This is a genomic window from Amycolatopsis sp. H20-H5 (assembly GCF_035828755.1).
Taxonomy (GTDB): domain Bacteria; phylum Actinomycetota; class Actinomycetes; order Mycobacteriales; family Pseudonocardiaceae; genus Amycolatopsis.
The window spans coordinates 15,559-41,260 of the sequence record NZ_JAYMZS010000001.1; the positions used below are offsets into that span (position 1 = coordinate 15,559).

20 protein-coding genes and 1 riboswitch are annotated in these 25,702 nt (G+C 69.7%); of the genes, 7 read left to right on the forward strand and 13 right to left on the reverse strand.

What is annotated here, in order from left to right:
* Positions 1 to 24 precede the first annotated feature (24 nt).
* The 4 genes from QMK34_RS00090 to QMK34_RS00105 all read left to right on the forward strand — a co-directional run bounded on the left by QMK34_RS00090 (position 25) and on the right by QMK34_RS00105 (position 4,868).
* Positions 25 to 513, forward strand: a complete 489-nt coding sequence (locus tag QMK34_RS00090) for a GNAT family N-acetyltransferase (RefSeq protein ID WP_326409867.1) — start codon at positions 25 to 27, stop codon at positions 511 to 513.
* A 148-nt stretch (positions 514 to 661) separates the two neighbouring features.
* A complete protein-coding gene (locus QMK34_RS00095; RefSeq protein ID WP_326409869.1) occupies positions 662 to 874 on the forward strand; it encodes a hypothetical protein in 213 nt (70 codons plus the stop codon).
* 74 nt (positions 875 to 948) lie between these two features.
* Positions 949 to 2,943 (forward strand): SDR family oxidoreductase, encoded by a 1,995-nt coding sequence (locus tag QMK34_RS00100; protein ID WP_326409871.1) that lies wholly within the window; start codon positions 949 to 951, stop codon positions 2,941 to 2,943.
* A 107-nt stretch (positions 2,944 to 3,050) separates the two neighbouring features.
* The gene (locus QMK34_RS00105) at positions 3,051 to 4,868 is read left to right on the forward strand and encodes a hypothetical protein (protein WP_326409873.1); all 1,818 of its coding nucleotides are present in this window, start codon (positions 3,051 to 3,053) and stop codon (positions 4,866 to 4,868) included.
* A gap of 90 nt (positions 4,869 to 4,958) precedes the next feature.
* Here the strand turns inward: QMK34_RS00105 and QMK34_RS00110 are convergent, their stop codons facing one another.
* On the reverse strand, positions 4,959 to 6,296 hold the full coding sequence (locus QMK34_RS00110) for an aminotransferase-like domain-containing protein (protein ID WP_326409875.1): 1,338 nt from the start codon (positions 6,294 to 6,296) through the stop codon (positions 4,959 to 4,961).
* A 129-nt stretch (positions 6,297 to 6,425) separates the two neighbouring features.
* Between QMK34_RS00110 and QMK34_RS00115 the strand changes: the two genes are divergently transcribed.
* The 3 genes from QMK34_RS00115 to QMK34_RS00125 all read left to right on the forward strand — a co-directional run bounded on the left by QMK34_RS00115 (position 6,426) and on the right by QMK34_RS00125 (position 9,290).
* A complete protein-coding gene (locus QMK34_RS00115; protein WP_326409878.1) occupies positions 6,426 to 7,262 on the forward strand; it encodes an ABC transporter ATP-binding protein in 837 nt (278 codons plus the stop codon).
* Between the two features lie 49 nt (positions 7,263 to 7,311).
* Complete coding sequence (locus QMK34_RS00120; protein ID WP_326409880.1) at positions 7,312 to 7,965, forward strand: O-methyltransferase; 654 nt, start codon at positions 7,312 to 7,314, stop codon at positions 7,963 to 7,965.
* Between the two features lie 137 nt (positions 7,966 to 8,102).
* Positions 8,103 to 9,290, forward strand: coding sequence for a serine hydrolase domain-containing protein (locus QMK34_RS00125; RefSeq protein ID WP_326409882.1), 1,188 nt, complete (start codon positions 8,103 to 8,105; stop codon positions 9,288 to 9,290).
* Positions 9,291 to 9,335: 45 nt separating this feature from the next.
* Here QMK34_RS00125 and QMK34_RS00130 read toward each other — a convergent pair whose 3' ends face one another.
* From QMK34_RS00130 to QMK34_RS00185, 12 genes are all read right to left on the reverse strand, one after another.
* Positions 9,336 to 11,294: a transglycosylase domain-containing protein gene (locus QMK34_RS00130; protein WP_442785071.1), complete on the reverse strand. Its 1,959-nt coding sequence runs from the start codon at positions 11,292 to 11,294 to the stop codon at positions 9,336 to 9,338.
* Between the two features lie 149 nt (positions 11,295 to 11,443).
* Positions 11,444 to 12,175, reverse strand: coding sequence for a FadR/GntR family transcriptional regulator (locus QMK34_RS00135; protein WP_326409885.1), 732 nt, complete (start codon positions 12,173 to 12,175; stop codon positions 11,444 to 11,446).
* A gap of 17 nt (positions 12,176 to 12,192) precedes the next feature.
* Complete coding sequence (locus QMK34_RS00140; protein WP_326409886.1) at positions 12,193 to 13,566, reverse strand: L-serine ammonia-lyase; 1,374 nt, start codon at positions 13,564 to 13,566, stop codon at positions 12,193 to 12,195.
* 14 nt (positions 13,567 to 13,580) lie between these two features.
* The gene (gene lipA, locus QMK34_RS00145; RefSeq protein ID WP_326409888.1) at positions 13,581 to 14,582 is read right to left on the reverse strand and encodes a lipoyl synthase; all 1,002 of its coding nucleotides are present in this window, start codon (positions 14,580 to 14,582) and stop codon (positions 13,581 to 13,583) included.
* Entirely contained in the window at positions 14,579 to 15,853 is a 1,275-nt protein-coding gene (glyA, locus tag QMK34_RS00150; protein WP_326409890.1) for a serine hydroxymethyltransferase, read from the reverse strand. Before glyA ends, lipA begins: the two co-directional genes overlap by 4 nt.
* A gap of 3 nt (positions 15,854 to 15,856) precedes the next feature.
* Complete coding sequence (gene gcvH / locus QMK34_RS00155) at positions 15,857 to 16,231, reverse strand: glycine cleavage system protein GcvH (protein WP_326409892.1); 375 nt, start codon at positions 16,229 to 16,231, stop codon at positions 15,857 to 15,859.
* Between the two features lie 6 nt (positions 16,232 to 16,237).
* A complete protein-coding gene (gene gcvT, locus QMK34_RS00160) occupies positions 16,238 to 17,329 on the reverse strand; it encodes a glycine cleavage system aminomethyltransferase GcvT (protein WP_326409894.1) in 1,092 nt (363 codons plus the stop codon).
* Positions 17,330 to 17,332: 3 nt separating this feature from the next.
* Positions 17,333 to 20,164, reverse strand: a complete 2,832-nt coding sequence (gcvP, locus tag QMK34_RS00165; RefSeq protein WP_326410222.1) for an aminomethyl-transferring glycine dehydrogenase — start codon at positions 20,162 to 20,164, stop codon at positions 17,333 to 17,335.
* 148 nt (positions 20,165 to 20,312) lie between these two features.
* A riboswitch (glycine riboswitch) is annotated at positions 20,313 to 20,406 on the reverse strand.
* A 1,016-nt stretch (positions 20,407 to 21,422) separates the two neighbouring features.
* On the reverse strand, positions 21,423 to 22,187 hold the full coding sequence (locus QMK34_RS00170) for a 3-oxoacyl-ACP reductase (RefSeq protein WP_326409896.1): 765 nt from the start codon (positions 22,185 to 22,187) through the stop codon (positions 21,423 to 21,425).
* A 5-nt stretch (positions 22,188 to 22,192) separates the two neighbouring features.
* Complete coding sequence (locus QMK34_RS00175) at positions 22,193 to 23,557, reverse strand: aldehyde dehydrogenase family protein (RefSeq protein WP_326409899.1); 1,365 nt, start codon at positions 23,555 to 23,557, stop codon at positions 22,193 to 22,195.
* Positions 23,554 to 24,276: a gamma-glutamyl-gamma-aminobutyrate hydrolase family protein gene (locus QMK34_RS00180; RefSeq protein WP_326409901.1), complete on the reverse strand. Its 723-nt coding sequence runs from the start codon at positions 24,274 to 24,276 to the stop codon at positions 23,554 to 23,556. Before QMK34_RS00180 ends, QMK34_RS00175 begins: the two co-directional genes overlap by 4 nt.
* Complete coding sequence (locus QMK34_RS00185; RefSeq protein ID WP_326409903.1) at positions 24,257 to 25,633, reverse strand: glutamine synthetase family protein; 1,377 nt, start codon at positions 25,631 to 25,633, stop codon at positions 24,257 to 24,259. Before QMK34_RS00185 ends, QMK34_RS00180 begins: the two co-directional genes overlap by 20 nt.
* Between the last annotated feature and the right edge of the window lie 69 nt (positions 25,634 to 25,702).

The window sequence follows — 25,702 nt, forward strand, 5'->3', positions numbered from 1 at the left end:
AGCGTGCCGGCCAAAAACACAGGCTTGGAGGAGATCATCAGTTACCTGGAGATAACCGCGCTGAGCGAGTTACGGCCCGCCAAGGTCAAGAGCGGGCTGACGCTGGAGCCCGTCGACGCGGGCTCGCCGCTGATCCGGGAGTTGCACACCCGCATCGGGACTCCGTACAGCTGGCCGGGCGTGACCCGGTCGGACGAGGACTGGGCCGGGTGGCTGGCGCTTCCCCGCTGCTACCGGCTGGTGAAGTACCGGAAAGAGGTCGCGGGGATCGCCGATTTCGAGCCGCAGCAGGACGGCGAAGTGGAGATCACCACCTTCGGCCTGCTGCCGGAGTACATCGGCCGGGGGCTGGGCGGGCACGCGCTGACGCTGGCCGTCGAACAGGCCTGGCAGGTCGAACCCCTCGGCGGCGAGCCGTTGCGGCGGGTCTGGCTGCACACCTCGACCCGCGATCACCCGAACGCGCTGACCAACTACCTGCGCCGGGGTTTCCGGCCGTTCCAGACCCGGTGAGCGGCCGGATTTCGCTGAATACGCAGGTCAGCGGTCAGTGTTAACCCATCAGTAGGAATCTTGGGAAAACCGCGTCACGCCGTCACGGGGGGTTCGTCCCAGCCTCGCACGAAGAGCGACCGTAGAGGCGAATCGGAGGGTGAGGGCCGTGACATCGACTTCTCGGGACGAATGGTCTGTCAGCTGCCGGGATCTGGCGGGCAGGCGCCGGGATCTGACGGTATTCGTGAACAGCGACAAGGTCGTGCTGGTGGCGCCGCCGGGAGAGGCGGCCGTGCTCGGCCCGCTGGACGTGGGGCGGCTGCGGGCCGCGCTGCGAGACGCCGTCGTCGCCGTCGCACAACATCCCGCGAACGGATGACAACTACCGTTCCTACTTGCGAGTAGGTTAGAGTCGGCACCGACAGACGAGTTCCGCGAGCAAAGGTGCCGGCGATGACGACCTACTTCGTGACGGGCGCGACGGGCTTCCTCGGGAAGCGCCTCGTCGCCCGCCTGGTGCGGCGGCAGGACACCACCGCCGTGTACGCGCTGGTGCGCGAGACCTCCCGCGGCAAGCTGGCCGCGCTGGCGCAGGACTGGCCGGACGCCGGGAAACTGGTGCCGGTCACCGGCGACCTCACCGAGGAGGGGCTCGGGATCGACCCGGCCGCGCTCGACCCCATCGACCACGTCGTCCACCTCGGCGCGATCTACGACCTCACCGCCGGCGAGGCGGCCAACCGGGCCGCGAACGTCGACGGCACGCGCAACCTGCTCACCTTCGCCGCCGCGGCGAACGCCGGGCTGGTGCACCACATCTCGTCCATCGCGGTCGCCGGCGAGCACGACGGACGGTTCACCGAGGCCGATTTCGATCTCGGTCAGAGCTTCGCCTCGCCGTACCACGCCACGAAGTTCGAGGCCGAAAAACTGGTGCGCACCCACGGGAAGACGCCCTATCGGGTGTACCGGCCCTCGGCCGTGGTCGGCGATTCGCACACCGGCGAAATGGACAAGATCGACGGTCCGTACTACTTCCTCCCGGCCATCTCGCGTCTCGCGGCGCTCCCCCGGCGGCTGCCACTGGCGGCTCCCGACCTCGGCTCGACCAACCTCGTGCCGGTCGACTACGTCGTCGAAGCGATCGAGTTCCTCATGCACGCCGACGCGCCGTCGGGCAGCACGTACCACCTGGGATCACCACGGCCGCAGCCGTTGCACGAGGTCTACAACGCCTTCGCGCGGGCGGCCGGTGGGCCGACGATCGGCGCGGTCCTGCCCGCCGGGCCCTCGTCCGCGCTGCGCCGGGCGGGCTCCCGGGTCGCCAGTGCCGCCGCCGCGGGCGTCGACCGGGTACCCGGTGGACGGCGGGCACGCGCCGCGGTGCTCGCCGAACTCGGTGTCCCGCTGGAGGTCCTGCCGCATCTGAGCATGGACGTCGACTTCGTCACCGCCGCCACCACCGCCGCGCTGGCCCCCGGCCGGATCACCCTCCCCGCGCTGCGCGACTACGCGGCCCCGCTGTATGGCTACTGGCTCGACCACCTCGACACCGACCGCGGGCGCAAGCGCCCCGGCCCGGACGCGCTGCGTGGCCGGACCGTCCTGATCACCGGCGCGTCCTCGGGAATCGGGCGCGCCTCCGCACTCGCCGTCGCCGCCAAGGGCGCCGAGGTCGTGCTGGTGGCCCGGCGCGCCGAGGAGCTGGACCAGGTCGTCGAGCAGATCGTCGCGGCCGGGGGCAGGGCCGCCGCGTACCCGTGCGACCTGACCGACGGCGGCGCGGTGGACGCGCTGGTCAAGGACGTGCTCGCCGCGCACGGCGCGATCGACATGCTGGTCAACAACGCGGGCCGGTCGATCCGGCGCTCGGTGCGGCTGTCGACGGAGCGGTTCCACGACTACGAGCGCACGATGGCGATCAACTACTTCGGCCCGGTGCGGCTGATCCTCGGGCTGCTGCCGTCGATGAGCGAACGCGGGTTCGGCCACATCGTCAACGTCACCACCCAGGGCCTGCAGACCGACACCCCGCGCTTCACCGCGTACCTCGCGTCGAAGGCCGCGCTGGAGGAGTTCGGGCTCGTCGCCGGGCGCGAAACGCTGTCCGACGGCGTCACCTTCACCTCGGTCCGGATGCCGCTCGTGCGCACCGACATGATCACGCCGACCGGCTCGTACCGTGGCCTCCCGTCCAGCAGCCCGGAACGGGCCGCAGCGCTGGTGGTCAAGGCGCTGGAACGACGTCCGGAGATCCTCAGCCTGCCCGAGGGCCGGGCCGCCGAGCTGGCGACGCTGCTGGCGCCGAGGCTGTCGCGACTCGTCGTGCACCTGGCCTACCGGGCGATGCCGGAGTCCGCCCCGGAGGCCAAGAGCCTGCCCCGGCAGGCACCGCTGGCGTCGGTCGCGGGCGCGATCACGCGGCTCGTCTGGCGCCGCCGGGCCTGACACGGCGCACCCCGGCCTCCGGCTCGATCGGGGCCGGGGCCCGGCCGCTACCATCGTTTCCCCGGACGCCGAGGTCGGCGACGCGGGACGACGACGGAAGGGGCTGCGTGGACGTCGCCAGTCCCCCGCTGCCCAAAGCCGGGGCCGCCGGGCCCGCCGCCGTCACGAAGCCGGGCCGACTGCTGCCGCTGCACGCCGCGTGGATCGTGATACTGGCGCTGGCCACCGAATTCCGGGTCGGCCGGTTCGGCTTCCACCCGTCCGACCAGGGCTTCATCCTGGCGCAGGCCTGGCGGGTGCTGCACGGGGAGATCCCGCACGCGGACATCATCTCCGCGCGCCCGCTCGGCTCGGCGATCCTGCACGTCGTCGATTTCGTGGTGCCCGGCCCGCTGTTCTTCGTCTCGAGCGTGCTCAGCATGATCGAGATCATCATCTCGACCATGGCGTTCACCGTGCTGCTCACCCGCCGCCGGGTGCGCGACTGGGGCCCCGGCCTCACCGCGCTGGTCGCGGCCGCGTCACTGATCAACCTCAACGGCTTCCCGCTGATGGCCTGGCACACCGTGGACGGCATCGCGCTCACCGCGTGCGGCGCGTGGGCACTCGATGCGGGAATCCGGACCGGGCGGGCGTTCCCGCGTCGTTCGGGACTGTTCCTGCTGGGCTGCGCGGTGTTCGTCAAGCAGAGTTTCGTGCTCGCGGCCGTCATCGGCGTGCTGTACCTGCTCCTGCACCCGGCGCTGCGCGAAGGCGCGTTCCGCACCGCGCGCTGGTGGTGGCGCACGATCGCCGATCTGCTCGCGCTCGGCGCGTTCCCGCTGGTGTACGTCGGCGTTGTGGTGGCGGGCGGCGGCTTCACGGCGATGGTCGACCAGCTCACCGGCGGCACCCCGGCCTACGGCGAGCGGCTGCTCGGGCTCTGGATGACCGGTGAAGCCGACCCGACGTTCGTCGACCCGCCGCTGCCAGAGCTGGCGCTGTTCGCCATCGCCGCCGCGATCCTGATCGCGCTGCGCCTGTTCGAGGGCAGGCTGGGGCTGTTCGGCAGGCTGGCGTCCTGGCTGTTCGTGCTCGGCGGCGCGGCGGCCGTGCTGCTGACCGTGGTGGACGGCGGGTTCACCGGGCCGTCGCGCTGGGCCGATGTGCTGTGGTGGAGCGCCGCGATCGCCGTGGTCGCGAACACGATCACCCGCCGGCGGGTGCCGTGGGCCGGGCTACTGGTGCTGGCGACCGGGTTCATGATCAGCCTGTCCTGGGGCAACGACACCCCGACGCTGCTGACCGGTTCGCTGGGACTGACCGCGCTGCTGCTGCTCGCCGACGGGATGCCGCCCCCGTTCGAGTGGCCGTCGCGGCTGAGCCTGTGGCCGCTGACGGCGGTCGCCGGGCTGGCCGTGGTCGCGCTCGCGGGTCAGCAGGTGGTGTATCGCCACGATCAGCACGCCTATCTCGACGTCGCGCACGACCAGCTGACCGCGGACCTCGGCACGATCATCCCGGACATGCGCGGGATCCGGACCAACCCGAACACGTTCACCTACGTCTCGCAGATCCGTGACTGCGTCGGCCGGTTCCCGGCCGGGCGCACGGCGGTGCTGCCGGACAACACCTTCGCCTACCCCGCGCTGCGGCTGCGCAACCCGTTCCCGCTGGAATGGCCGCTGCCGCTGGAGATCGTCGCGGACGCGCCGCAGCGGATGCTGGCCACCGCGGACGAGCTGAACCGCGACGGCGACTACCTCGTGCTGTTCCAGACCGTGCCGAGACAGGTGCTGGCCGTCGGCGGCCCGGTGCCCGCGAAGGTGCCACCGGAGACGCCGATCTTCGACTACCTGGGGCTGGAGCAGGCGATCCAGGCCCGGCTCACCGGGCTGGTGGTCACCTGCGGCAGCTTCGTCGGCAAATGGGTCCCGCACCGCTGATTCGGCGTGCCCGATTCGATTGCCCCTGAAGGCCACCTTCACGGCGTTTAACGCGGTGAAGGTGGCCTTCAGGGGCTTCTGGGTGGGGCGCTACTCGACGACGGCGTCCTCGGGACGTCCGGCGGCCAGCCCGGCCAGGACGTCCAGAGCCGACGCGAGGACCTGTGGCGCGGGTGAGCCGAGCGCGAGGCGGACGGCATTCGGGGCGTGGCCGGGGACCACGGCGAACGCGGCGGCCGGGGTGAGCGCGATCCCGTACCGGGCCGCGGCGGCGACGAAGGTCTCGGCGCGCCACTGTCCGGGCAGCTCCCACCAGCAGTGATAGGCGTGCGGGTCGGCGTGCAGGGTGAACCCGGCCAGCCGCTCGGCCGTGAGCCGCTGTCGCCCGGCCGCGTCGAGCTGTTTGGCACTGACGATCGCCGCCACGGTGCCGTCGGTGATCCATTGTGTGGCCGCCGCGACGGCGAACCGCCCGGCCGTCCAGCCACCGGAGCGCGCGGCCGCGGCGATCCGGGCGTTCATCGAGGCCGGGGCCACCACGAACCCCGTGGTGAGGCCGGGCGCGAGCCGTTTGGACAGGCTGTCGACGAGGACCGTGCGCTCGGGCGCGAGCTCCGCGAGGGCCGGGGCGTCCTGGCGCAGGAAGGTGTAGATGCCGTCCTCGATCGCGGGCAGGTCGAGCCTGCGCAGCGTGGCGGCGAGGGCGGCGAGGCGCGGGCCGTCCATGGTGATCCCGAGCGGGTTGTGCAGCGTGGGCTGCAGGTACACCGCGCGCAGCGGGGCGGCGCGATGCGCCTCCTCCAGCGCTTCCGGCACCATCCCGGCGGCGTCGGTCTCGATCGGCACGAGTGTGACGCCCAGCCGCCCGGCGACGGCTTTCGCGACCGGATAGGTGAGCGATTCGACGGCGAGCCGTTCCCCGACCGGCACGAAAGCGGCGACGGCGGCGGCGATGGCCTGGCGGCCGCTGCCGGTGAACAGCAGGTCGTCGGGATTCGGCGTCCAGGCGCCGCGGGCGAGCATCTGCGCGGCGGCCTCGCGCGCGAGCCGTGTGCCCGTCACGACGCTCGGCCGCAGGGTGGTCTCGAAGACGTCGTTGCGCAGCAACGGTTCCAGCCCCCGCGCGAGCAGGGCGGCCTGATCCGGCAGGACGGCGAAGTTGAGTTCCAGGTCGATCCGCGCGTCGCCGGGCTCGGCGAGCGCCGGTTCGAGCGCGGGCTTGGCGGCGCGGATGAACGTGCCGCGCCCGACCTCGCCGACCGCGAGCCCGCGCCGGACGAGCTCGCCGTAGACCCTGGCGGCGGTCGAGTTGGCGATCCCGCGATCACGGGCGAAGCGGCGCTGGGGCGGGAGCCGGTCGCCGGGGCGGAGCCTGCCCGCACCGACGTCTGCGGCGAGCGCGTCCGCGATGACGCGGTAGTCGTCCATGCCCGCCTCCTCATTACACCGAGCTTGCACCGAGCATTGCCTGGGCAATGGTGCCATCGAGTGGTGATGTTCGACGAAGGAGACCGCCGGCGCCCCACGAACGAGGGTGACTAGGTTAGCCTAACCTGTGTGGAACAGACCGTGAACACGCTGGCCGAGCCCGCCACGCGGACCGCGACGCGGCTGCGCGCCGAGTCGCTCACCCTCGCCTACGACGGCCGCACCGTCGCCGAGGACCTCGGGGTCGTCATCCCCGACCAGTCGTTCACCGTGATCGTCGGCCCGAACGCCTGCGGCAAGACGACGCTGCTGCGCGCGCTCGCCCGGATGCTGAAGCCTCGCCAGGGAGCGGTCTACCTCGACGGCCAGGTGATCTCCTCGTACGCGGCCAAGGAGGTCGCGCGCAGGCTCGGCCTGCTGCCGCAGAGCTCGATCGCCCCCGACGGCATCACGGTGGCCGACCTGGTGGCCCGCGGCCGCTACCCGCATCAGAAGCTCCTGCGCCAGTGGTCCCGCGAGGACGCCGTCGTGGTCGCCGGCTCGATGCGCGCCACCGGCGTCGAAGACCTCGCCGAGCGGCTGGTCGACGAGCTGTCCGGCGGCCAGCGCCAGCGCGTCTGGATGGCGATGGCGCTCGCGCAGGAGACCGACCTGCTCCTGCTCGACGAGCCCACGACGTACCTCGACATCGCCCACCAGATGGACATCCTCGACCTGTGCGCGGAGCTGCACGCGAAGCAGGGCCGGACGCTGGTGGCCGTCCTGCACGACCTGAACCACGCGGCACGCTACGCCACGCACATGATCGCGATGCGCGACGGCCGCGTCATCGCCACCGGCCCGCCCGAGGAGGTCGTCACCGCGGCGAACGTCGAGGAGATCTTCGAGCTCCCCTGCCGAGTGATGCCCTGCCCCGAGACCGGCACCCCCCTGGTGATCCCCAAGGCCGGGCGCCGCACCCCCTGACACCCCTCTCCCGCACTCCGGGTAGACGTAAGGTGACGGAGGAGGTGCCATGACCCAGGAACTCTGGTCCCAAGTAGACGACTATCTCGGCGTGCTCGTCCCGTTCGATCCGGTGCTCGACGCGGCCACAAAGGCGGCGGAGGCAGCCGGGCTGCCGGGGATCGCGGTCTCGCCGACGCAGGGCAAATTCCTGCACCTGCTCGCCAGGATGACCGGCGCGCGCTCGATACTGGAGATCGGCACGCTGGGCGGCTACAGCGCGATCTGGCTCGCCCGAGCTCTGCCCGCCGACGGCCACCTGGTCACCCTGGAGTACGACCCGAAGCACGCCGAAGTAGCCCGCGCGAACATCGCCGCCGCCGGTTTCGCCGACCGGGTGGAAGTCCGGATCGGCAAGGCCCTCGAAACCCTGCCGAGCGTCGAAGGCCCTTTCGACCTGGCGTTCATCGACGCGGACAAGGTCAACAACCCCGCCTACTTCACCGCGGCGCTGGCTCTGTCCCACCCAGGCTCCGTGATCGTGGTGGACAACGTGATCCGCGACGGCCGAGTGGCCGACGCGGCCAGCACGGACCCGAACGTCCTCGGCATCCGAAAGATGCACGACCTGATCGCCGCCGAACCCCGCGTAGACGCCACCGCCCTGCAAACCGTAGGCACCAAGGGTTACGACGGCCTGACCATCGCACTGGTTGTCGCGTAACCCACGAAAGACGCCACAGTTTCGCCGCGCTTTGCGAAACGGAGACTTCACGCAGCGCGCCCTCTTTCAGTGCCGCCAGGGGCAGCCGCGGCGGCGCGAGTTTGTGAGCACACCGGCCAAATACAGAGGAGACCGAGATGAGCCTGCTTTCTCCGGCGCGGCTGCACCGCCTGCATGAGGTCCTGGCCGGGTATGTCGAGCGTGACGACGTGCCGGGGCTGGTAGGGCTGGTCGCGCGCGGTGACGAGGTGCACGTCGAGGCGCTCGGCCATCAGTCGTTCGGCGGCGAGCCGATGCGGCGGGACACGTTGTTCCGGATCAGCTCCATGACCAAGCCGGTCACGGCCGTCGCGGCGATGATCCTGGTCGAGGAGGGCAGAGTCCGGCTGGACGACCCGGTCGACGAGCTGCTACCCGAACTCGCGAACCGGAAAGTGTTGCGTAGCCTCGATTCCGAGCTGGACGACACCGTGCCCGCGAACCGGCCCATCACCGTGCGGGACTTGCTCACGTTCCGGCTCGGGTTCGGGGTGGTGCTGGCTCCGCCGGGGCGGTATCCCATCCAGCAGGCGATCGACGAGCGCGAGCTGGCGATCGGGCCGCCCAAACCCGCGACCCCGCTGGCACCGGACGAGTGGCTCCGCCGGTTCGGGGAGCTGCCATTGCTGCACCAGCCCGGCGAGAAATGGATGTACCAGGTCGGTTCGAGCCTGCTGTCGGTGCTGATCGAGCGCGCCTCCGGGCAGCCGCTGGACGTCTTCTTCGCCGACCGGATCTTCGGCCCGCTCGGCATGTCCGGCACCGGGTTCGTCGTGTCCGAAAAGGACTTGCCCCGGTTCTCGACGGCATACCAGCCCAACGAGCAGGGCAGGCTCGACGTCTACGACGGCGTGGAAGACAGCCAGTGGACCGTTCCGCCCGCGTTCCGGGACGGCGGGGCCGGGCTGGTGTCCACCGCCGACGACTACCTCGCGTTCAGCCGCATGCTGCTCGGCAAGGGCAAATACGGCGGCGAGCGGATCCTCTCGCGGCCGTCGGTGGAGCTGATGACGGCCGATCACCTCACGCCGGAGCAGGCGGACAGCGGGCGGCTCCTGCTCGGCGAGGGCCGCGGCTGGGGCTTCGGGATGGCAGTGGTGAACCGGCATCTCAATGCGGCCAAGCCGGGGCAGTTCGGCTGGGACGGCGGCCTCGGCACGTCATGGGCGGCGGATCCGGCGGAGGACCTGACCGGTGTGCTGCTCACACAGCGCAGCGACTGGCCCGCGCCCTGGCACGCGAAGGAGGACTTCTGGACAGCGGCCTACGCGGCTGTCGACGACTGAGCCGGGCAACTTGTCGACCACGATTCGTCGACGAGTTGCGGGCGATCACCGTCGTGGCGCGGTGCCGATCGGCCGCTCCGGCGGGAAACCGCGCACCGGCAGATCGTGGTGGTAGCCGTCCATGAACGTGCGCCAGATGTCGGCGGGCACGGTCTTGCCTGTCAACTGCGCGTCGTGCGCGTCGCGCATCCGGCCGGGGTTGTCGGAACCGACCCAGACCGCGGTCGCGAGCTGCGGGGTGTAGCCCACCGCCCAGCCGCTGGCGTTGTCCGAGGTCTCGGCGTAGCGGAACTCGCCCTCCATCAGCGCCACGGGCCTGCCGTCGGAGAGGTGCTGCTGGAGCGCGCCGGTCACGTTGCCCGAGATCCGGCGGGAGGTGTCCTGGTCGTCGAACGCGGGGACGGGCGCGGACGTGTGCGCCCAGATCACGTCGCCCTTTTCGTCGCGGATCTTGGACACCAGGTGCGGCGTGACCCGCATCCCGTCGTTCGCGAACGTGGCGTACGCGCCGGCTATGTCGCTGGGCCGCAGTGGGTACCGCCCGACGGCGATCCCGGCGCCGATCAGGAACCCGTCCTGCTCGCGCAGCGTCGGCGCGCCCTCGACGGTCTCGGGGATCCCGGCGTCGCGGGCGGCCTTGCTCACCGCGTCCGGGCCGAGCTTGCGGGTCAGGTCGACGAACGGCGCGTCGGCCGACTTCGCCAGCGCCTCCCGCAGGGTGCAGTGCTCGGCGCTCGAACAGCGGTTCTGGTAGCGGAAGGTCTCGCCGAGGAACTGGATCTTCTCCGGCGAGCGGAACGCCTGGTCGACACCGATACCGGCACGCAGCGCGGCAGCGACCGTGAACGGATAGAAGGCCGAGCCGGTCGGCACCTCGGTGCCCGCGTAGTCGTGCACGCTCGCGTTCCCGCCCTCGTACGCGCGGACGGCGCCGGTGCCGGGCTCGACGGCGACCAGCGAGGCACGGAACTGCTCCGGCTCGCCGGTCAGCCTGTCCTTGACGGTCTTCGCCGCCGATTCCTGGGTACGGCGGTCGATGGTGGTCTCGATCTTCAGCGCACCCCGGCGCAGCCGGTCGAGGGGGAACCCGAGCTGCTCCAGCTCGGCCAGGACCTGCTGCTTGATGTGGTATTCGCTGTAGGTGACCTTCCCGGCCCTGGTTTCCGACGGCGCCTGGACCTCGGCCTCCGGATAGCTCATCGTCGCCGCTTCAGCCGGGGTGACGTAGTGCCGCTCGACGAGCTTGTCGACCACGTACTTCCAGCGCTTGGCCGCGTGCTCGTTGCCGGAGGCGGCCGGGTCGTGCACGGACGGCGACTGGATCATCCCGGCCAGGAAGGCGGCCTCGCTCCAGGTCATCGAGTTGTCCAGCGGCTTGCCGAAGTAGGCGTTCATCGCCGACGCCGGGCCGAACGTGCTCCGCCCGAACGAGATGACGTTGACGTAGCCCTCGAAGATCTGTTCCTTGCTCTGCTGCTGGGTGATCTTCGTGGCCAGCACCAGCTCGGAGAACTTGCGCGTGATGGTGGCGTCGTCGTCGCCGGTGGACTTCTTGATGTACTGCTGGGTGATGCCGGAGCCGCCGCCGACCCCGGTCAGCGCGGCCCGGCCGATCCCGGTGGGGTCGAAGCCCTGGTTGTCCCAGAAGGTCGGGTCCTCGACCGCGACGATCGCGTTGCGCAGCTTCTCCGGGACGGCCGCGTAGGGCACGAACAGCCGGTCGCCGCCGGGCGGGAGCACCTTCGTCAGCTCGCTGCCGTCGGCGTACTGGAGCATGACGGTCTTGTCGAGCTCGGCGAGGACGTCCTGCGGGCTGCGAACGTCGAGCACGAAATAGCCGACGGCGAACGCTGCCAGCGGCACGCCGATGGCCAGCCCGAAGAACCGGTAGGCGATCCGGCGGACCCGCCACCACCGTTTCCGCCCTCGACTCACCGCTTCCGTGGTGAGCTTCGCTGTCTCGGTGTCCGTCTCCTGCGATTCGTCCTCCGGAAGCTGATCCACGACAGCTAAGACGCCCGAACGGGTGAAAAGGTTTAGTGGGATAATCACCAATTGTCGCCACCGCCCCTCCCCCAAACACGCGTGGCGGCATTTCCATCACGCGTGACGGCCATCCAGACACGCGTGACGGCAGGCTGATCACACGGGAGTCAGGACAAGAAGGCGCGTAGCAGCGAAGCGGTGCCCTCGACGTGCTCGGCCATCGCGCGCCGGGCGGCGGGCGGGTCCCCCGCGAGGATGGCGTCGATGATCGCCTCGTGCTGGGCGTTCGAGTGCTCGAGGTTGGGTTGGAGCAGCGGGATCTCGTCGAGCAGCTGGTTGACGCGCATCCGGGCGTCGGCCATCGCGGTGGTCAGCGAGCCGGACGCGGTGACCTCGGCGATCGCCAGGTGCAGGCGGGAATCCTTGCGCCGGTGGTCGGCCAGGTCCGCGGCCGCGGCCTCGGCCAGGGTGCTGGTCAGGTGCTGCCGGTCGGCCGGGGTGAGCGAGCGGGCGGCGGCCATCTCGGCCGCGCCGGTCTCCAGCACGTGACGCAGGCTCAGCGCGTCCTCCAGGACCACTGCGTCGATCTTCCGGCCGTCGCCGATGTGCTCGGGCGGCGCGGGCAGGCTCTCGTTGACGAACGTGCCGCCGTAGCGCCCACGCCGCGACTCGACGTACCCCGCGTCGGACAGCGCGCGGATCGCCTCCCGCAGCGTCACCCGGCTGACGCCGAGGCGTTCGGCCAGCTCACGCTCGGACGGCAGCCGCTCCCCCGCGCCGACGACCCCGAGCCGGATTGACTGGAGCAGCCGCTCGACAGTCTCCTCGAACGCGTTGCCCGAGCGCACGGGACGGAACAGCGCGTCCCCCGCGTTGGCCACCGTGCTCGACGTCTCCATCACGCGAGTCTAAGCACTCAGCACTCGATGACGTTGACGGCGAGTCCGCCGCGCGAGGTCTCCTTGTACTTGACGCTCATGTCGGCACCGGTCTCGCGCATCGTCTTGATGGCCTTGTCCAGCGTGACGATGTGGCTGCCGTCGCCGCGCATCGCCATCCGCGCGGCATGGATCGCCTTCGACGCGCCGACGGCGTTGCGCTCGATGCACGGGATCTGCACCAGCCCGCCGACCGGGTCGCAGGTGAGCCCGAGGTGGTGCTCGACGCCGATCTCGGCGGCGTTCTCGACCTGAGCGGGCGAGCCGCCGAGGACCTCGGTGAGCCCGGCCGCGGCCATCGCGCAGGCCGAACCGACCTCGCCCTGGCAGCCGACCTCGGCACCCGAGATCGAGCCGGTCTGCTTGAGGATCGAGCCCAGCGCACCGGCCGTGAGCAGGAAAGTCACGATGCCGTCGTCGCTGGAACCGCGAATGAACCGCTGGTAGTAGTGCAAAACCGCCGGGATGATCCCGGCCGCGCCGTTGGTCGGGGCGGTGACGACCCGCCCGCCCGCGGCGTTCTCCTCGTTGACGGCCAAGGCGTACAGGCTGACCCAGTCCATCGCGTACAACGGGTCCCCGACGCCGTCCTCTGCCAGCAGTTTCTCGTGTAGCGAGCGCGCCCGTCGCGGTACTTTCAGCCCGCCGGGCAGGACGCCGTCGTGCTCACAGCCGTTGTTCACGCACTCGACCATGACCTGCCAGATGGCCAGCAGCCCGGCCCGCACCTCTTCGCGGCTACGCCACGAAAGTTCGTTGCGCATCATGATCTCGCTGACCGGCAGCCCGGTGTCCGCGCAGTGTTTGAGCAGGTCACCGCCGGTCCGGAACGGGAACGGCAGCGGGGTCGCGTCCTCGACGACAACCGTGTCGGTCTCGTAGGACTCGTCACGGACGAACCCCCCGCCGACCGAGTAGTACGTCCGTTCCCGTAGCAGCGCCCCCGACGCGTCGAAGGCACGGAAGATCATGCCGTTCGGGTGCGCCGGGAGCGACTTGCGGCGGTGCATGGTCAGGTCAGTGTCTTCGGTGAAGACGATCTCGTGCTCGCCACGCAGCTTGAGGCTGCACGACTCGCGGATCTCGCCCACCTTCCCCGCCACCGAATCGGTGTCGATGGCCTCCGGCCGTTCACCGGACAGCCCGAGCAGCACGGCCTTGTCGCTGCCGTGCCCCCACCCGGTCGCGCCCAGCGAGCCGAACAGCTCGGCCTGGACGCGGGTGGTGCTGGTCAGCTGGCCTTCGTCGGCGAGGCCGTCGACGAAGGTCCGCGCGGCCCGCATCGGCCCCACGGTGTGGGAGCTCGACGGGCCGATGCCGATGGAGAAGAGGTCGAAAACACTGATGGCCATGAGACGTCCTTGTCTTATCTGGCCAGGAGAGAACTGGCTTCTTGGGCGGCGGGGCCCTGCGCGGCCAGGTGTTCCAGGTTGGCCGGGAGTTCCTCGCCGCGGTGCTGCTTGGTCTGCGCGAACAACCGGCCCGCGCGGTACGACGAGCGCACCAGCGGACCGGCCATGACCCCGGCGAAACCCATCGCCAGCGCCGCGTCCGAATGCGCCACAAACTCCTCCGGCTTCACCCACCGATCCACCGGGTGATGACGCGGCGACGGCCGCAGATACTGCGTGATCGTCAAAATCTCACACCCCGCGTCGACCAGATCCCGCATCGCGGACCCCACCTCATCGGGAGTCTCACCCATCCCCAGGATCAAGTTCGACTTCGTCACCAAACCAGCCTCACGAGCGGCCGTGATCACCGACAACGACCGCGCATACCGGAAACCAGGACGGATCCGCTTGAAAATCCGCGGCACCGTCTCCACATTGTGCGCCAACACCTCCGGCCGCGACCCAAACACCTCAACCAGCTGATCAGGATCAGCGTTGAAATCCGGAATCAGCAACTCGACACCCGTACCCGGGTTCAGCTCGTGAATCTGGCGCACCGTCTCCGCATACAACCACGCGCCACCATCTTCCAAGTCATCACGCGCGACACCGGTCACCGTCGAATACCGCAACCCCATCGCCTGAACCGACTCCGCCACCTTCCGCGGCTCAGCCCGGTCCAACGCATCCGGCTTACCCGTATCGATCTGACAGAAATCACACCGACGAGTGCACTGCGACCCACCAATGAGAAACGTCGCCTCACGGTCCTCCCAACACTCGTAAATATTGGGACAACCAGCCTCCTCACACACCGTGTGCAGACCCTCGCGCTTCACCAAACCCTTAAGCTCAGTGAACTCGGGCCCCATCCGCGCCTTCGTCTTGATCCACGGCGGCTTCTTCTCGATGGGAGTCTGGGAGTTACGCACCTCAAGGCGCAACAACTTCCGACCATCCGGGGCAGCGTTCATCGCGAGAGTTCCGCGTACAGCGGGTGCTTCTTGGCCAGCAGTTCCACGCGGGCGGCGAGCGTCTGGCGCAGCGCGTCGTCGAAGTCCGGGCGCAGGGCCTGGGCGATGACGTCGGAGACCTCGGCGAAGTCGTCCGCGCCGAAACCGCGGGCGGCCAGTGCCGGGGTGCCGATCCGCAGGCCGGAGGTGACCATCGGCGGGCGCGGGTCGTTCGGGACGGCGTTGCGGTTGACCGTGATGCCGACCGAGTGCAGCCGGTCCTCGGCCTGCTGACCGTCCAAAGTGGAGTTCACCAGGTCGACGAGCACCAGGTGGACGTCGGTGCCGCCGGTCAAGACACGCACGCCGGTCTCGGCGGTGTCCTGCGAGAGCCGCTCAGCGAGGAGCTTCGCACCTTCGAGGACGCGCTGCTGACGCTCACGGAACTCGTCGCTCGCGGCGATCTTCAGCGCGACGGCCTTGGCCGCGATGACGTGCTCCAGCGGGCCACCCTGCTGGCCGGGGAAGACCGCGGAGTTGATCTTCTTCGCGAGCTCCTGCTTGCACAGGATGATGCCGCCGCGCGGACCGCCGAGGGTCTTGTGCGTGGTCGTGGTGACGATGTCGGCGAACGGCACCGGGCTCGGGTGCAGCCCGGCCGCGACCAGACCGGCGAAATGCGCCATGTCGACCATGATCTTGGCGTCGATCTCGTCGGCGATGCGGCGGAACTCCGCGAAGTCGAGCTGACGCGGGTACGCCGACCAGCCCGCGATGATCAGCTTCGGCTTGTGCTCCTTGGCGAGGCGCTCGACCTCGTCCATGTCGACCAGGCCGGTCTCGGAGTCGACGTGGTACGCGACGACGTTGTACAGCTTGCCGGAGAAGTTGATCCGCATGCCGTGCGTCAGGTGCCCGCCGTGCGCGAGGTCCAGGCCGAGAATGGTGTCGCCGGGGTTCAGCACGGCGACCATCGCGGCGGCGTTGGCCTGCGCGCCCGAGTGCGGCTGGACGTTGGCGTGCTCCGCGCCGAACAGCGCCTTCGCGCGGTCGATGGCCAGCTGCTCGATGACGTCGACGTGCTCGCAGCCACCGTAGTAACGACGGCCGGGGTAGCCCTCGGCGTACTTGTTGGTCAGTACCGAACCCTGCGCCTCGAGCACGCCCACCGGGGCGAAGTTCTCCGACGCGATCATCTCCAGCGTCGACTGCTGGCGGTGCAGCTCGGCGGACACCGCGGCGGAGACCTCGGGGTCGACCTCGGCGAGGGACTGGTTGAAGCTGGAGGTCATGGCTCAGCCTTCCTGGGTCAGCGCCGCGTAGGCGGCGGCGTCGAGCAGCTCGGGCACGTCGTCGGTGCGCACCTTCAGTAGCCAACCCTGGTCGAACGGGTCCGAGTTGATCAGCTCGGGGGTCTCGGTGACCGCGTCGTTGACCTCGACGACCTCGCCGCTCAGCGGGGCGTAGAGCTCGCTGACGGACTTGGTCGACTCGACCTCGCCGAAGACCTCGCCCGCGGCGACCTTTTCGCCGACGGCCGGGAGCTGCACGAAGACGATGTCGCCGAGCGATTCGGCGGCGAAGGCGGTGATGCCGACGGTGGCGACGTCACCTTCGACGCTGATCCACTCGTGTTCCTTCGTGTACTTCAGGTGCTGGGGGATGCTCACTGGGATTCAGCCTCGCTGGTAGAAGGGGATTTCGACGACCTCGACGGGCTCGATCTTGCCCCGGATGTCGACGGAGAGCTGGGTGCCGGGCGCGGTGTGCGCCCGATCGACGTACGCCATCGCGATCGGGTGACCCAGCGTGGGTGACAACGCCCCGCTGGTGACCTCGCCGACCTCGACCCCGTCCGCCAGCAGCTTGTAGCCGTGGCGGGGGGCGCGGCGGCCGGTCCCCTTGAGACCGACACGCACACGGGGGACATCAGCCTTGGCGAGCTGTTCGAGCGCCGCCTTGCCGACGAAGTCGTTCGGCTTTTCGAACTTCACGACCCGGCCGAGACCGGCCTCGAACGGGCTGAGCTCGAGGCTGAGTTCGTTGCCGTACAACGGCATTCCGGCTTCCAGCCGCAGGGTGTCGCGGCAGGCGAGCCCGGCCGGGAGCAGGCCGTGCGGCGCCCCCGCCTCGGTCAGCAGCTGCCACACGGCGGGTGCCTCGGCGGCGGCGACGTACAGCTCGAAGCCGTCCTCACCGGTGTAACCCGTACGAGCGAGCAGGACGTCATGGCCCTTCACGACGGCCGGGACGCTCGCGTAGTACTTGAGCTCGGCGAGGTCGGCGTCGGTGACGGCGCTCAGGATGTCGACCGCGCGCGGCCCCTGGACGGCGATCAGCGCGACATCCTCGGACTTGTTCGTCACGACGGCGTCGAACCCGGCGACCCGCTCGGCCAGCGCCGCGGCGACGACGTCGGCGTTGCCCGCGTTCGCCACGACGAGGAACTTCTCGTCGGCGAGCCGGTAGACGACCAGGTCGTCGAGCACACCGCCCTCGGCGTTGCAGATCATCGTGTAGCGCGCCCGGCCGACCTTGACGGCGGAGAGATTGCCGACGAAGGCGTAGTCGAGGACGTCCGCGGCCTGCGGGCCGGTGACCTCGATCTCGGCCATGTGCGAGAGGTCGAACAGCCCGGCGGCCTCGCGGACGGCCTTGTGCTCGGCCAGTTCGCTCGAGTACCGGACCGGCATGGACCAGCCCGCGAAGTCGGTGAACAGCGCACCGAGTCCCTTGTGGACTCCGTACAGCGGCGACTCTTTCGACATTCCTCAGCCTTCGTAAGCGTTGATGGGCGGGCAGGAACAGACAAGATTACGGTCACCCTTGGCACCGTCGATGCGGCGGACCGGCGGCCAGTACTTGTTCTTGCGCGACACCCCGGCCGGGTACACCGCCAGCTCGCGGTCGTACGGGTGATCCCATTCGCCGACCAGCGTCGACGCGGTGTGCGGTGCGTTGCGCAGCGGGCTCTCCTCGACCTTCCAGCGACCTTCGGCCACGGCGTCGATCTCGCGGCGGATGGCGATCATCGCGTCGCAGAAGCGGTCGATCTCGCCGAGGTCCTCGCTCTCGGTCGGCTCGACCATGAGCGTGCCCGCGACCGGGAAGGACATCGTCGGCGCGTGGAACCCGTAGTCGACCAGGCGCTTCGCGACGTCGTCGACCGTCACGCCGGTCTCCTTGGTGATCCCCCGCAGGTCGAGGATGCACTCGTGCGCGACCAGGCCGTCCTGGCCGGTGTAGAGCACCGGGTAGTGCGGGGAAAGCCGCGCGGCCACGTAGTTCGCCGCGAGCACGGCGACCTTGGTCGCGGTGGTGAGGCCGGGCGCGCCCATCATCCGGACGTACGCCCAGGAGATCGGCAGGATCGAGGCCGAGCCGAACGGCGCGCCCGAGATCGGGCCGACGCCGGTTTCGGGGCCCGCGCCACCGTGCAGCGGGTGGTTGGGCAGGTACGGCGCGAGGTGCGAACGCACCGCGACCGGGCCGACGCCGGGGCCGCCGCCGCCGTGCGGGATGCAGAAGGTCTTGTGCAGGTTCAGGTGCGAGACGTCGCCGCCGAACTCGCCCGGCTTGGCCAGCCCGAGCAGCGCGTTGAGGTTCGCGCCGTCGACGTAGACCTGGCCGCCCGCGTCGTGCACGATCTTCGCCAGCTCGTCGATGCTGTGCTCGTACACACCGTGGGTGGACGGGTACGTGACCATGATCGCGGCGAGGGTGTCCTTGTGGGTCTCCACTTTGGACCTGAGGTCGTCGAGGTCGACGTTGCCCTCGTCGGTGCACTTGACCACGACGACGCGCATGCCCGCGAGGACCGCGGACGCCGCGTTGGTGCCGTGCGCGGACGACGGGATCAGGCAGACCTCACGCTCGGCCTGGCCGTTGGCGCGGTGGTAGGCGCGGATCGCCAGCAGGCCGGCGTACTCGCCCTGGCTGCCCGCGTTCGGCTGCAGGGACACCTTGTCGTAGCCGGTGACCTCGGCGAGCCAGCCTGCCAGCTGCTCGACCAGGACGTGGTAGCCCTCGGCGTCCTCGACGGGCGCGAACGGGTGAATGCCCGCGAACTCGCGCCAGCTGATCGGCTCCATCTCGGTGGTGGCGTTCAGCTTCATCGTGCAGGAGCCGAGCGGGATCATGCCGCGGTCGAGCGCGTAGTCCTGATCGGAAAGGCTGCGCAGGTAGCGCAGCATCGCGGTCTCGGAGCGGTGCGAGGAGAAGACCTCGTGCGAGAGGTAGTCGCTCTCGCGAACGATCCCGGTGGGCAGGGCGCTCGTGCCCTCGACCGAGTCGTCGATGCCGAACGCGCGGAGCACGCTGGCGATCGTTTCGGGCCGGGTCAGCTCGTCGCACGCGATGCGGACGTGGTCACCGTCGACATGGCCGAGGTTGATGCCGCTCTCGCGGGCTGCCGCGTGCACGGCGGCGGCGCGGCCGGGAACGTGCGCGAGGACGGTGTCGAAGAAGCCCTCGTGCACGACCTCGACGCCACCGTCACGCAGGGACTGGGCGAGCCCGGCGGCCAGCTCGTGGACGCGGGTCGCGATGCGCTTGAGGCCGTCCGGACCGTGGTAGACCGCGTACATCGCGGCGAGCACGGCGGGCAGGACCTGCGCGGTACAGATGTTGGAGGTCGCCTTCTCGCGGCGGATGTGCTGCTCGCGGGTCTGCAGCGCGAGGCGGTACGCGGGGTTGCCGTCGGCGTCGACGGACACGCCGACCAGGCGACCCGGCAGCGAACGCTCAAGCCCGGAGCGGACCGACAGGTACCCGGCGTGCGGGCCGCCGTAGCCGAGCGGGACGCCGAAGCGCTGCGTCGAACCGGCGGCGACGTCGGCGCCGAACTCACCCGGCGAGGTGATGAGCGTGAGGGACAGCAGGTCCGCGGCGACGGTGTAGAGCGCCTTCGCGGCCTTCGCCGACTCGGAGATCGCGCGGTAGAAGCCCGCTCCGCGCAGTACGCCGGACGCGCCGGGGTACTGGACGACGACACCGAAGAACTCGTCCGGCAGCCCGGTCAGCAGGTCGCGGACCTCGACCTCGATGCCGACGGCCTCGGCGCGCGTGCGGACCACAGCGATGGTCTGCGGGAGGACCTCGGCGTCGAGCACGACGACGTTGGACTTGGACTTCGCCACGCGGCGCATGAGCAGCACGGCCTCGGCGACGGCGGTCGACTCGTCGAGCAGGGAGGCGTTGGCGGTGTCGAGGCCGGTGAGGTCGGAGACCATGGTCTGGAAGTTGAGGAGCGCCTCGAGGCGGCCCTGCGAGATCTCGGGCTGATACGGCGTGTACGCCGTGTACCAAGCCGGGCTCTCGAGCACGTTGCGGCGGATGACCGCGGGGGTGACCGTGTCGCTGTAGCCGAGGCCGATCATCTGCGTCATCGGACGGTTACGCGCGGCGAGCGCGCGCAGCTCAGCGATGGCGTCCTCTTCGGACGCGGCAGGCGGAAGGTCGAGGTCACGGGTGACGCGGATGGCGCTGGGAACAGCGGCGTCGACGAGTGCGTCCAGGCTGCCGTAACCGCATTCGGCGAGCATCTTGGCCTGCTCGGACTCCGCGGGACCGATATGCCGGGCGTCGAAAGAAGTGCTGGTCAGGGGAGCTCCTCGGTCAGGCGCCGGACACAACCGTGCGCTGGGAACTCCCCCTCTGTCATGGCACCTGAGAGTTTCACCGCTCGCCGGGCTCGGCAGCGGCTTTCACCTTGGGTGAGGCGCGCGGATGCGCCTGCTTTCCAGAGTGGCCTCGCGTGAAGCGGTAGTGGGTACCTGAGAGATTCCGGGGAGTTTGCTCCTTCGGTGCCCCATCGACTTCATGAGGGCTCTCCCGCTCCAGCTCGAACGGCCCGATATGCAGTTGTTGCGCGTACCGTACCTGCCGCGTTCCGCCCGCGTCCACCTAACGCCGGACACGCCACACCCAGGCCCGGCCGATCCTCCGTCGGCACTCGCGGACGGGGAACGGCGACCTGAGTGCAGAGCCCGGCGCACCGGGAGAGCAGCGCGCCGACCTCGTGGAGTTCACGGTCGTGCGTCCTGAGGCAGGCCTCGGCGCAGACGGACATGAGGTGCGCGGCGAGCCCGCACAGCGTGCGCGCGGACATCCGCAGGACGGCGAGGTCGGCCGACATACTGGAAGTGTGCGACAACATGTCGGCGCAGATGCGGGACATGGCGGTGCAGGTGACCATGACCGAGCCGAGGGTCGCCAGCTCGCCTTCGCTGTGCGCAAGTGCCCGCTCACATCGTGTTCGGCACTGTTCGCAAAGCTCGAGACATTCCTGCAGGACCGAATCCGCCTGGCGAATCACGCGAGGGACCTCCTGGTCACCGGATGGCGGAGCACGGCACCCCACCTGTCCCGTTGTACCCACTCCTGCCCACGTTCATGATCATCATCACCGGGACAGGTGAAAGTGTCCCCTGCCGGACCCGTGATCACCATCCCCAAACGGGGGACTTGGCGCCTCCTTGGGTGCGCTCTCGGGCGTCCTAGCCGGACTGGCAGGCTCCGGGAAGTCCTGGGGTTCCCCTGGGTGGTCTTCGTGTTCAAAACCCGTGGTCACGTTTTCGAGGTCGCGCGACCGAAGCGGTCGGATGGTCCCTGAAGGCCACCATCACGGCGTTTAACGCCGTGATGGTGGCCTTCAGGGACATTCACGATATGCCGGGCTGGCTCGAACGTCGCGGTCGTGGCGAGATGGGGTCCGGCCCGGTGTACTGGGGCTCCGCCGACTATCGCCCGGTTGTGCCCCGCGAGCGCGATCGAACGTCGATCCCGGGTTGCCCTAGCGAGACATGCTCTGAAGGCCACCATGAGGGCGCTAGAGTCCCTCATGGTGGCCTTCAGAGGCAATCAGAGCGGGGTGACGTAGGCGCCGGAGATGCCGCCGTCGACCAAGAACTGCGAAGCGGTGATGAACGACGCGTCATCGCTGGCCAAGAATGCCACGGCGGCGGCCAGTTCCTCGGGCTCAGCGAAGCGGCCGACCGGGACGTGCACCAAGCGGCGCGCGGCGCGCTCGGGGTCCTTCGCGAACAGCTCCTTGAGCAGCGGGGTGTTCACCGGACCCGGGCAAAGTGCGTTGATGCGGATGTTCTCCCGCGCGAACTGCACGCCCAGCTCGCGGCTCATCGACAGCACGCCGCCCTTGGACGCGGTGTACGAGATCTGTGACGTGGCCGCGCCCATCACCGCGACGAACGACGCGGTGTTGATGATCGAGCCCTTGCCTTGGCGCTGCATGTGCGGGATCACGTACTTGCAGCACAGGTACACCGAGGTCAGGTTGACCTGCTGGACGCGCTGCCAAGCCTCCAGGCCGGTGGTGAGGATCGAGTCGTCGTCAGGCGGCGAAATACCCGCGTTGTTGAACGCGACGTCGACCGAGCCGAAACGGTCCACTGTGGTCTGGAACAGGGCCTCGACCTGGGCTTCGTCGGTGACGTCGGTCTGGATGAACTCGCCACCGACCTCGTCCGCGGCGAGCTTGCCCTGCTCGGGGGTGACGTCGGCGATGACGATCTTCGCGCCTTCGCTGGCCAGCCGCCGGGCGGACGCGAGCCCGATTCCGCTGGCACCGCCGGTGATCACCGCTACGCGGCCTTCGAAACGCTGCATGGTGCTCAGTCCTCCGTGCTCAGGAATACGTTTTTGGTTTCGGTGAAGGCGTCGACGGCGTCCGGGCCGAGTTCGCGGCCGAGGCCGGACTGCTTGAACCCGCCGAACGGTGTCCAGTAGCGCACCGAGGAGTGCGAGTTGACCGACAGGTTCCCGGCCTCGACGGCCCGCGAAACCCGCAGCGCCCGGCCGACGTCCCGGGTCCAGATCGAGCCGGACAGGCCGTACTCGGTGGTGTTGGCCATGGTCACGGCCTCGGCGTCGTCCTTGAACGGCAACACCGCCACGACCGGGCCGAAGATCTCGTCCGCGGCAAGGGGATCCTGCAGGCTCGGCGGGACGACGACGGTCGGCGGGAACCAGTAGCCCGGCCCCTCCGGTGCGCTGCCGCGGAACGCGACGGGCGCGTTGCCCGGCACGTACGAGGTCACCTTGGCGTGGTGCTGCGCGGAAATCAGCGGGCCCATCTCGGTCTTCTCCGAGCCGGGATCGCCGACGACGACGCCGTGCACAGCGGGTTCGAGCAGCTCCATGAACCGGTCGTACACGCTGGCCTGCACCAGGATCAGCGACCGCGCGCAGCAGTCCTGACCGGCGTTGTCGAACACGCCGTACGGCGCGGCGGCGGCGGCCCTCTCCAGGTCGGAGTCGGCGAACACGATGTTCGCGTTCTTGCCGCCAAGCTCCAGGGTCACCCGCTTCACCTGCGCGGCGCAGCCCGCCATGATCTGCTTGCCGACCTCGGTCGAGCCGGTGAAGACGACCTTGCGGACGCCGGGGTTGTCCACAAACCGTTGCCCGACAACGGATCCCTTGCCCGGAAGCACCTGGAAGACGTCCTCGGGGATGCCCGCCTCACGCGCCAGCTCGCCCAGCCGGATCGCCGTCAAGGGCGTGAGCTCCGCGGGCTTCAGGACGACGGTGTTCCCGGCGGCGAGCGCGGGCGCGAAACCCCAGCCCGCGATGGGCATCGGGAAGTTCCACGGCACGATCACGCCGACCACGCCCAGTGGCTCCTGGAAGGTCAGGTTCACCCCACCGGGGACCGGGATCTGCTTGCCGTTCAGCCGTTCGGGGGCCGCCGAGTAGTAGTTGAGCACGTCACGGACGTTGCCCGCTTCCCAGCGCGCGTTCCCGATGGTGTGCCCGGAGTTGGTGACCTCCAGCTGCGCGAGGTTCTCCAGGTCGGCCTCGACGGCGTCGGCGAACCGGCGCAGCAGCCGCGCGCGGTCCCCCGGCGAGACGTCGCGCCAGCCGGGGAACGCGTTCTGCGCCCTGGCGATCGCCGCGTCGGTCTCCTCCGCCGTGGTCAGCGCGACCGACCGCACCACCTGTTCGGTGGCGGGGTTGATCACGTCGAACGTGCTCATTTGCTCTCCTTGTATCGGGACGAGGCCTCGACGAGTGCCGCGAAAAGCCGTACGTCTTCGGTGTCCTGCTCGGGATGCCATTGGATGCCCAATACGAAGTCGTCACCGGGCCGTTCGGCGGCCTCGATCGTGCCGTCCGCGGCCCAGCCGACCGGCACGAGGCCGTCACCGAGCCGGTCGATCGCCTGGTGGTGGTAGCACTGGACCTTGGTCTCGGCGCCCAGGATCGACGCCGCCCTGCTGCCTTCGGCGAGCGAGACCGTGCTCGTCCCGAACGTTCCCGGGGCGGGCTGGTGCTCGGTGCTGCCGGTCGCGTCAGGCAGGTGCTGGGCCAACGTCCCGCCCAGCGCGACGCTGAGGACCTGCAGGCCACGGCACACGCCGAGCACTGGCACGCCCGCGGCCAGGGCCGCGTCCAGCAGCCCGAACTCGAACGTGTCCCGGTTGGGCCGGGTGTACGTCGTCGCGTGCGGTTCCTGGCCGTACCGCGTCGGGTCGACGTCCGCACCGCCGACCAGCACCAGACCATCCACAGTGGACACCAGCTCGGCGTACGCGTCCGTCACCGGCGGCAGCAGCACCGGCACGCCACCGGCGGCCACGACCGAGTCGACGTACACCCGGTGCAGCAGCGCGGCTTCGGTCTCCCACACCAGGAACCGCGCGGGCTCCACGTAGGTCGTCAGCCCGATGACGGGCTTAGAGCCGTTCGAAACCACGGATCCGCTCCCAGTCGGTGACGGCGGCGTCGAACGCCTTGAGCTCGACGCGCGCGGCGTTCTGGTAGTGCTCGACGACGTCGTCGCCGAACGCCTCCCGAGCCAGCTTGCTCTCGCCGAACAGGGTGGCGGCCTCGCGCAGCGTGCTGGGCACGGTCGGCTTCGCGCCGCTCTCCCCCGCCTCGTACGCGTTGCCGCTGAGCTCGGGCTCCAGCGCGAGCTTGTTGTCGATGCCGTGCAGCCCGGCAGCGATGAGCGCGGCGACCGCGAGGTACGGGTTGACGTCGCCGCCCGGCACCCGGTTCTCGACGCGCAACGACTGACCGTGGCCGACGACCCGCAGCGCGCAGCTACGGTTGTCCGTACCCCAGGCGACCGTGGTCGGTGCGAAGCTGCCGGGCGAGAAACGCTTGTAGGAGTTGATGTTCGGCGCGAGGAAGTACGCGAGCTCACGCAGCCCGGCGAGCTGCCCGGCCATGAAGTGCTCCATCAGCGGTGAGAACCCGCCGGGCCCGTCACCCGCCAGCACGGCTTCGCCGTCGGTCGAGCGCAGGCTGATGTGGATATGGCAGGAGTTGCCCTCGCGCTCGTTGTACTTCGCCATGAAGGTGAGGGCCTTGCCCTCCTGCGCGGCGATCTCCTTCGCACCGTTCTTGTAGATGCCGTGGTTGTCGCAGCTGGCGAGCGCGTCGGTGTAGCGGAACGCGATCTCCTGCTGGCCGAGGTTGCACTCGCCCTTGGCCGACTCGGGGTAGAGCCCCGCGCCCGCCATCTCGTTGCGGATGCGGCGCAGCAGCGGCTCGAGGCGCGCGGTGCCGAGCATCGAGTAGTCGACGTTGTACTGGTTCGCGGGCTTCAGGTCGCGGTACGCCTTGTCCCACGCGGCCTCGTACGTCTCGTCGAAGACGATGAACTCCAGCTCGGTGCCGACGAACGCGGTGAGCCCGCGCTCGGCGAGCCGGTCGAGCTGCTTGCGCAGGATCTGCCGCGGCGACGGCGGGACCTCACCGCCCTTGACCAGCTCCAGGTCGGCCAGCACCAGCGCGGTGCCCTCCTGCCACGGGATCAGGCGCAGCGTGTCGAGGTCCGGCCGCAGCACAAAGTCGCCGTAGCCGCTCTCCCACGAGGACATCGCATAGCCGTCGACGGTGTTCATGTCGACGTCGACCGCGAGGAGGTAGTTGCAGGCCTCGGTCGCGTGCCCGACGACCTCCTCGAGGAAGTACTCCGCGTAGACCCGTTTACCCTGCAACCGGCCCTGCATGTCGGTGATCGCGACGAGCACCGTGTCGATGGTGCCGTCGGCGATTAGCTCGCGGAGCCGATCGAGCGTGAGCATGCCTCGTCTAGCCGCCATCTATGCCACCCAAAGGTTCGAAACGGATCCTTTGAGGGTTCTTCTTACCCGGTCAATGGCACCCGGTCA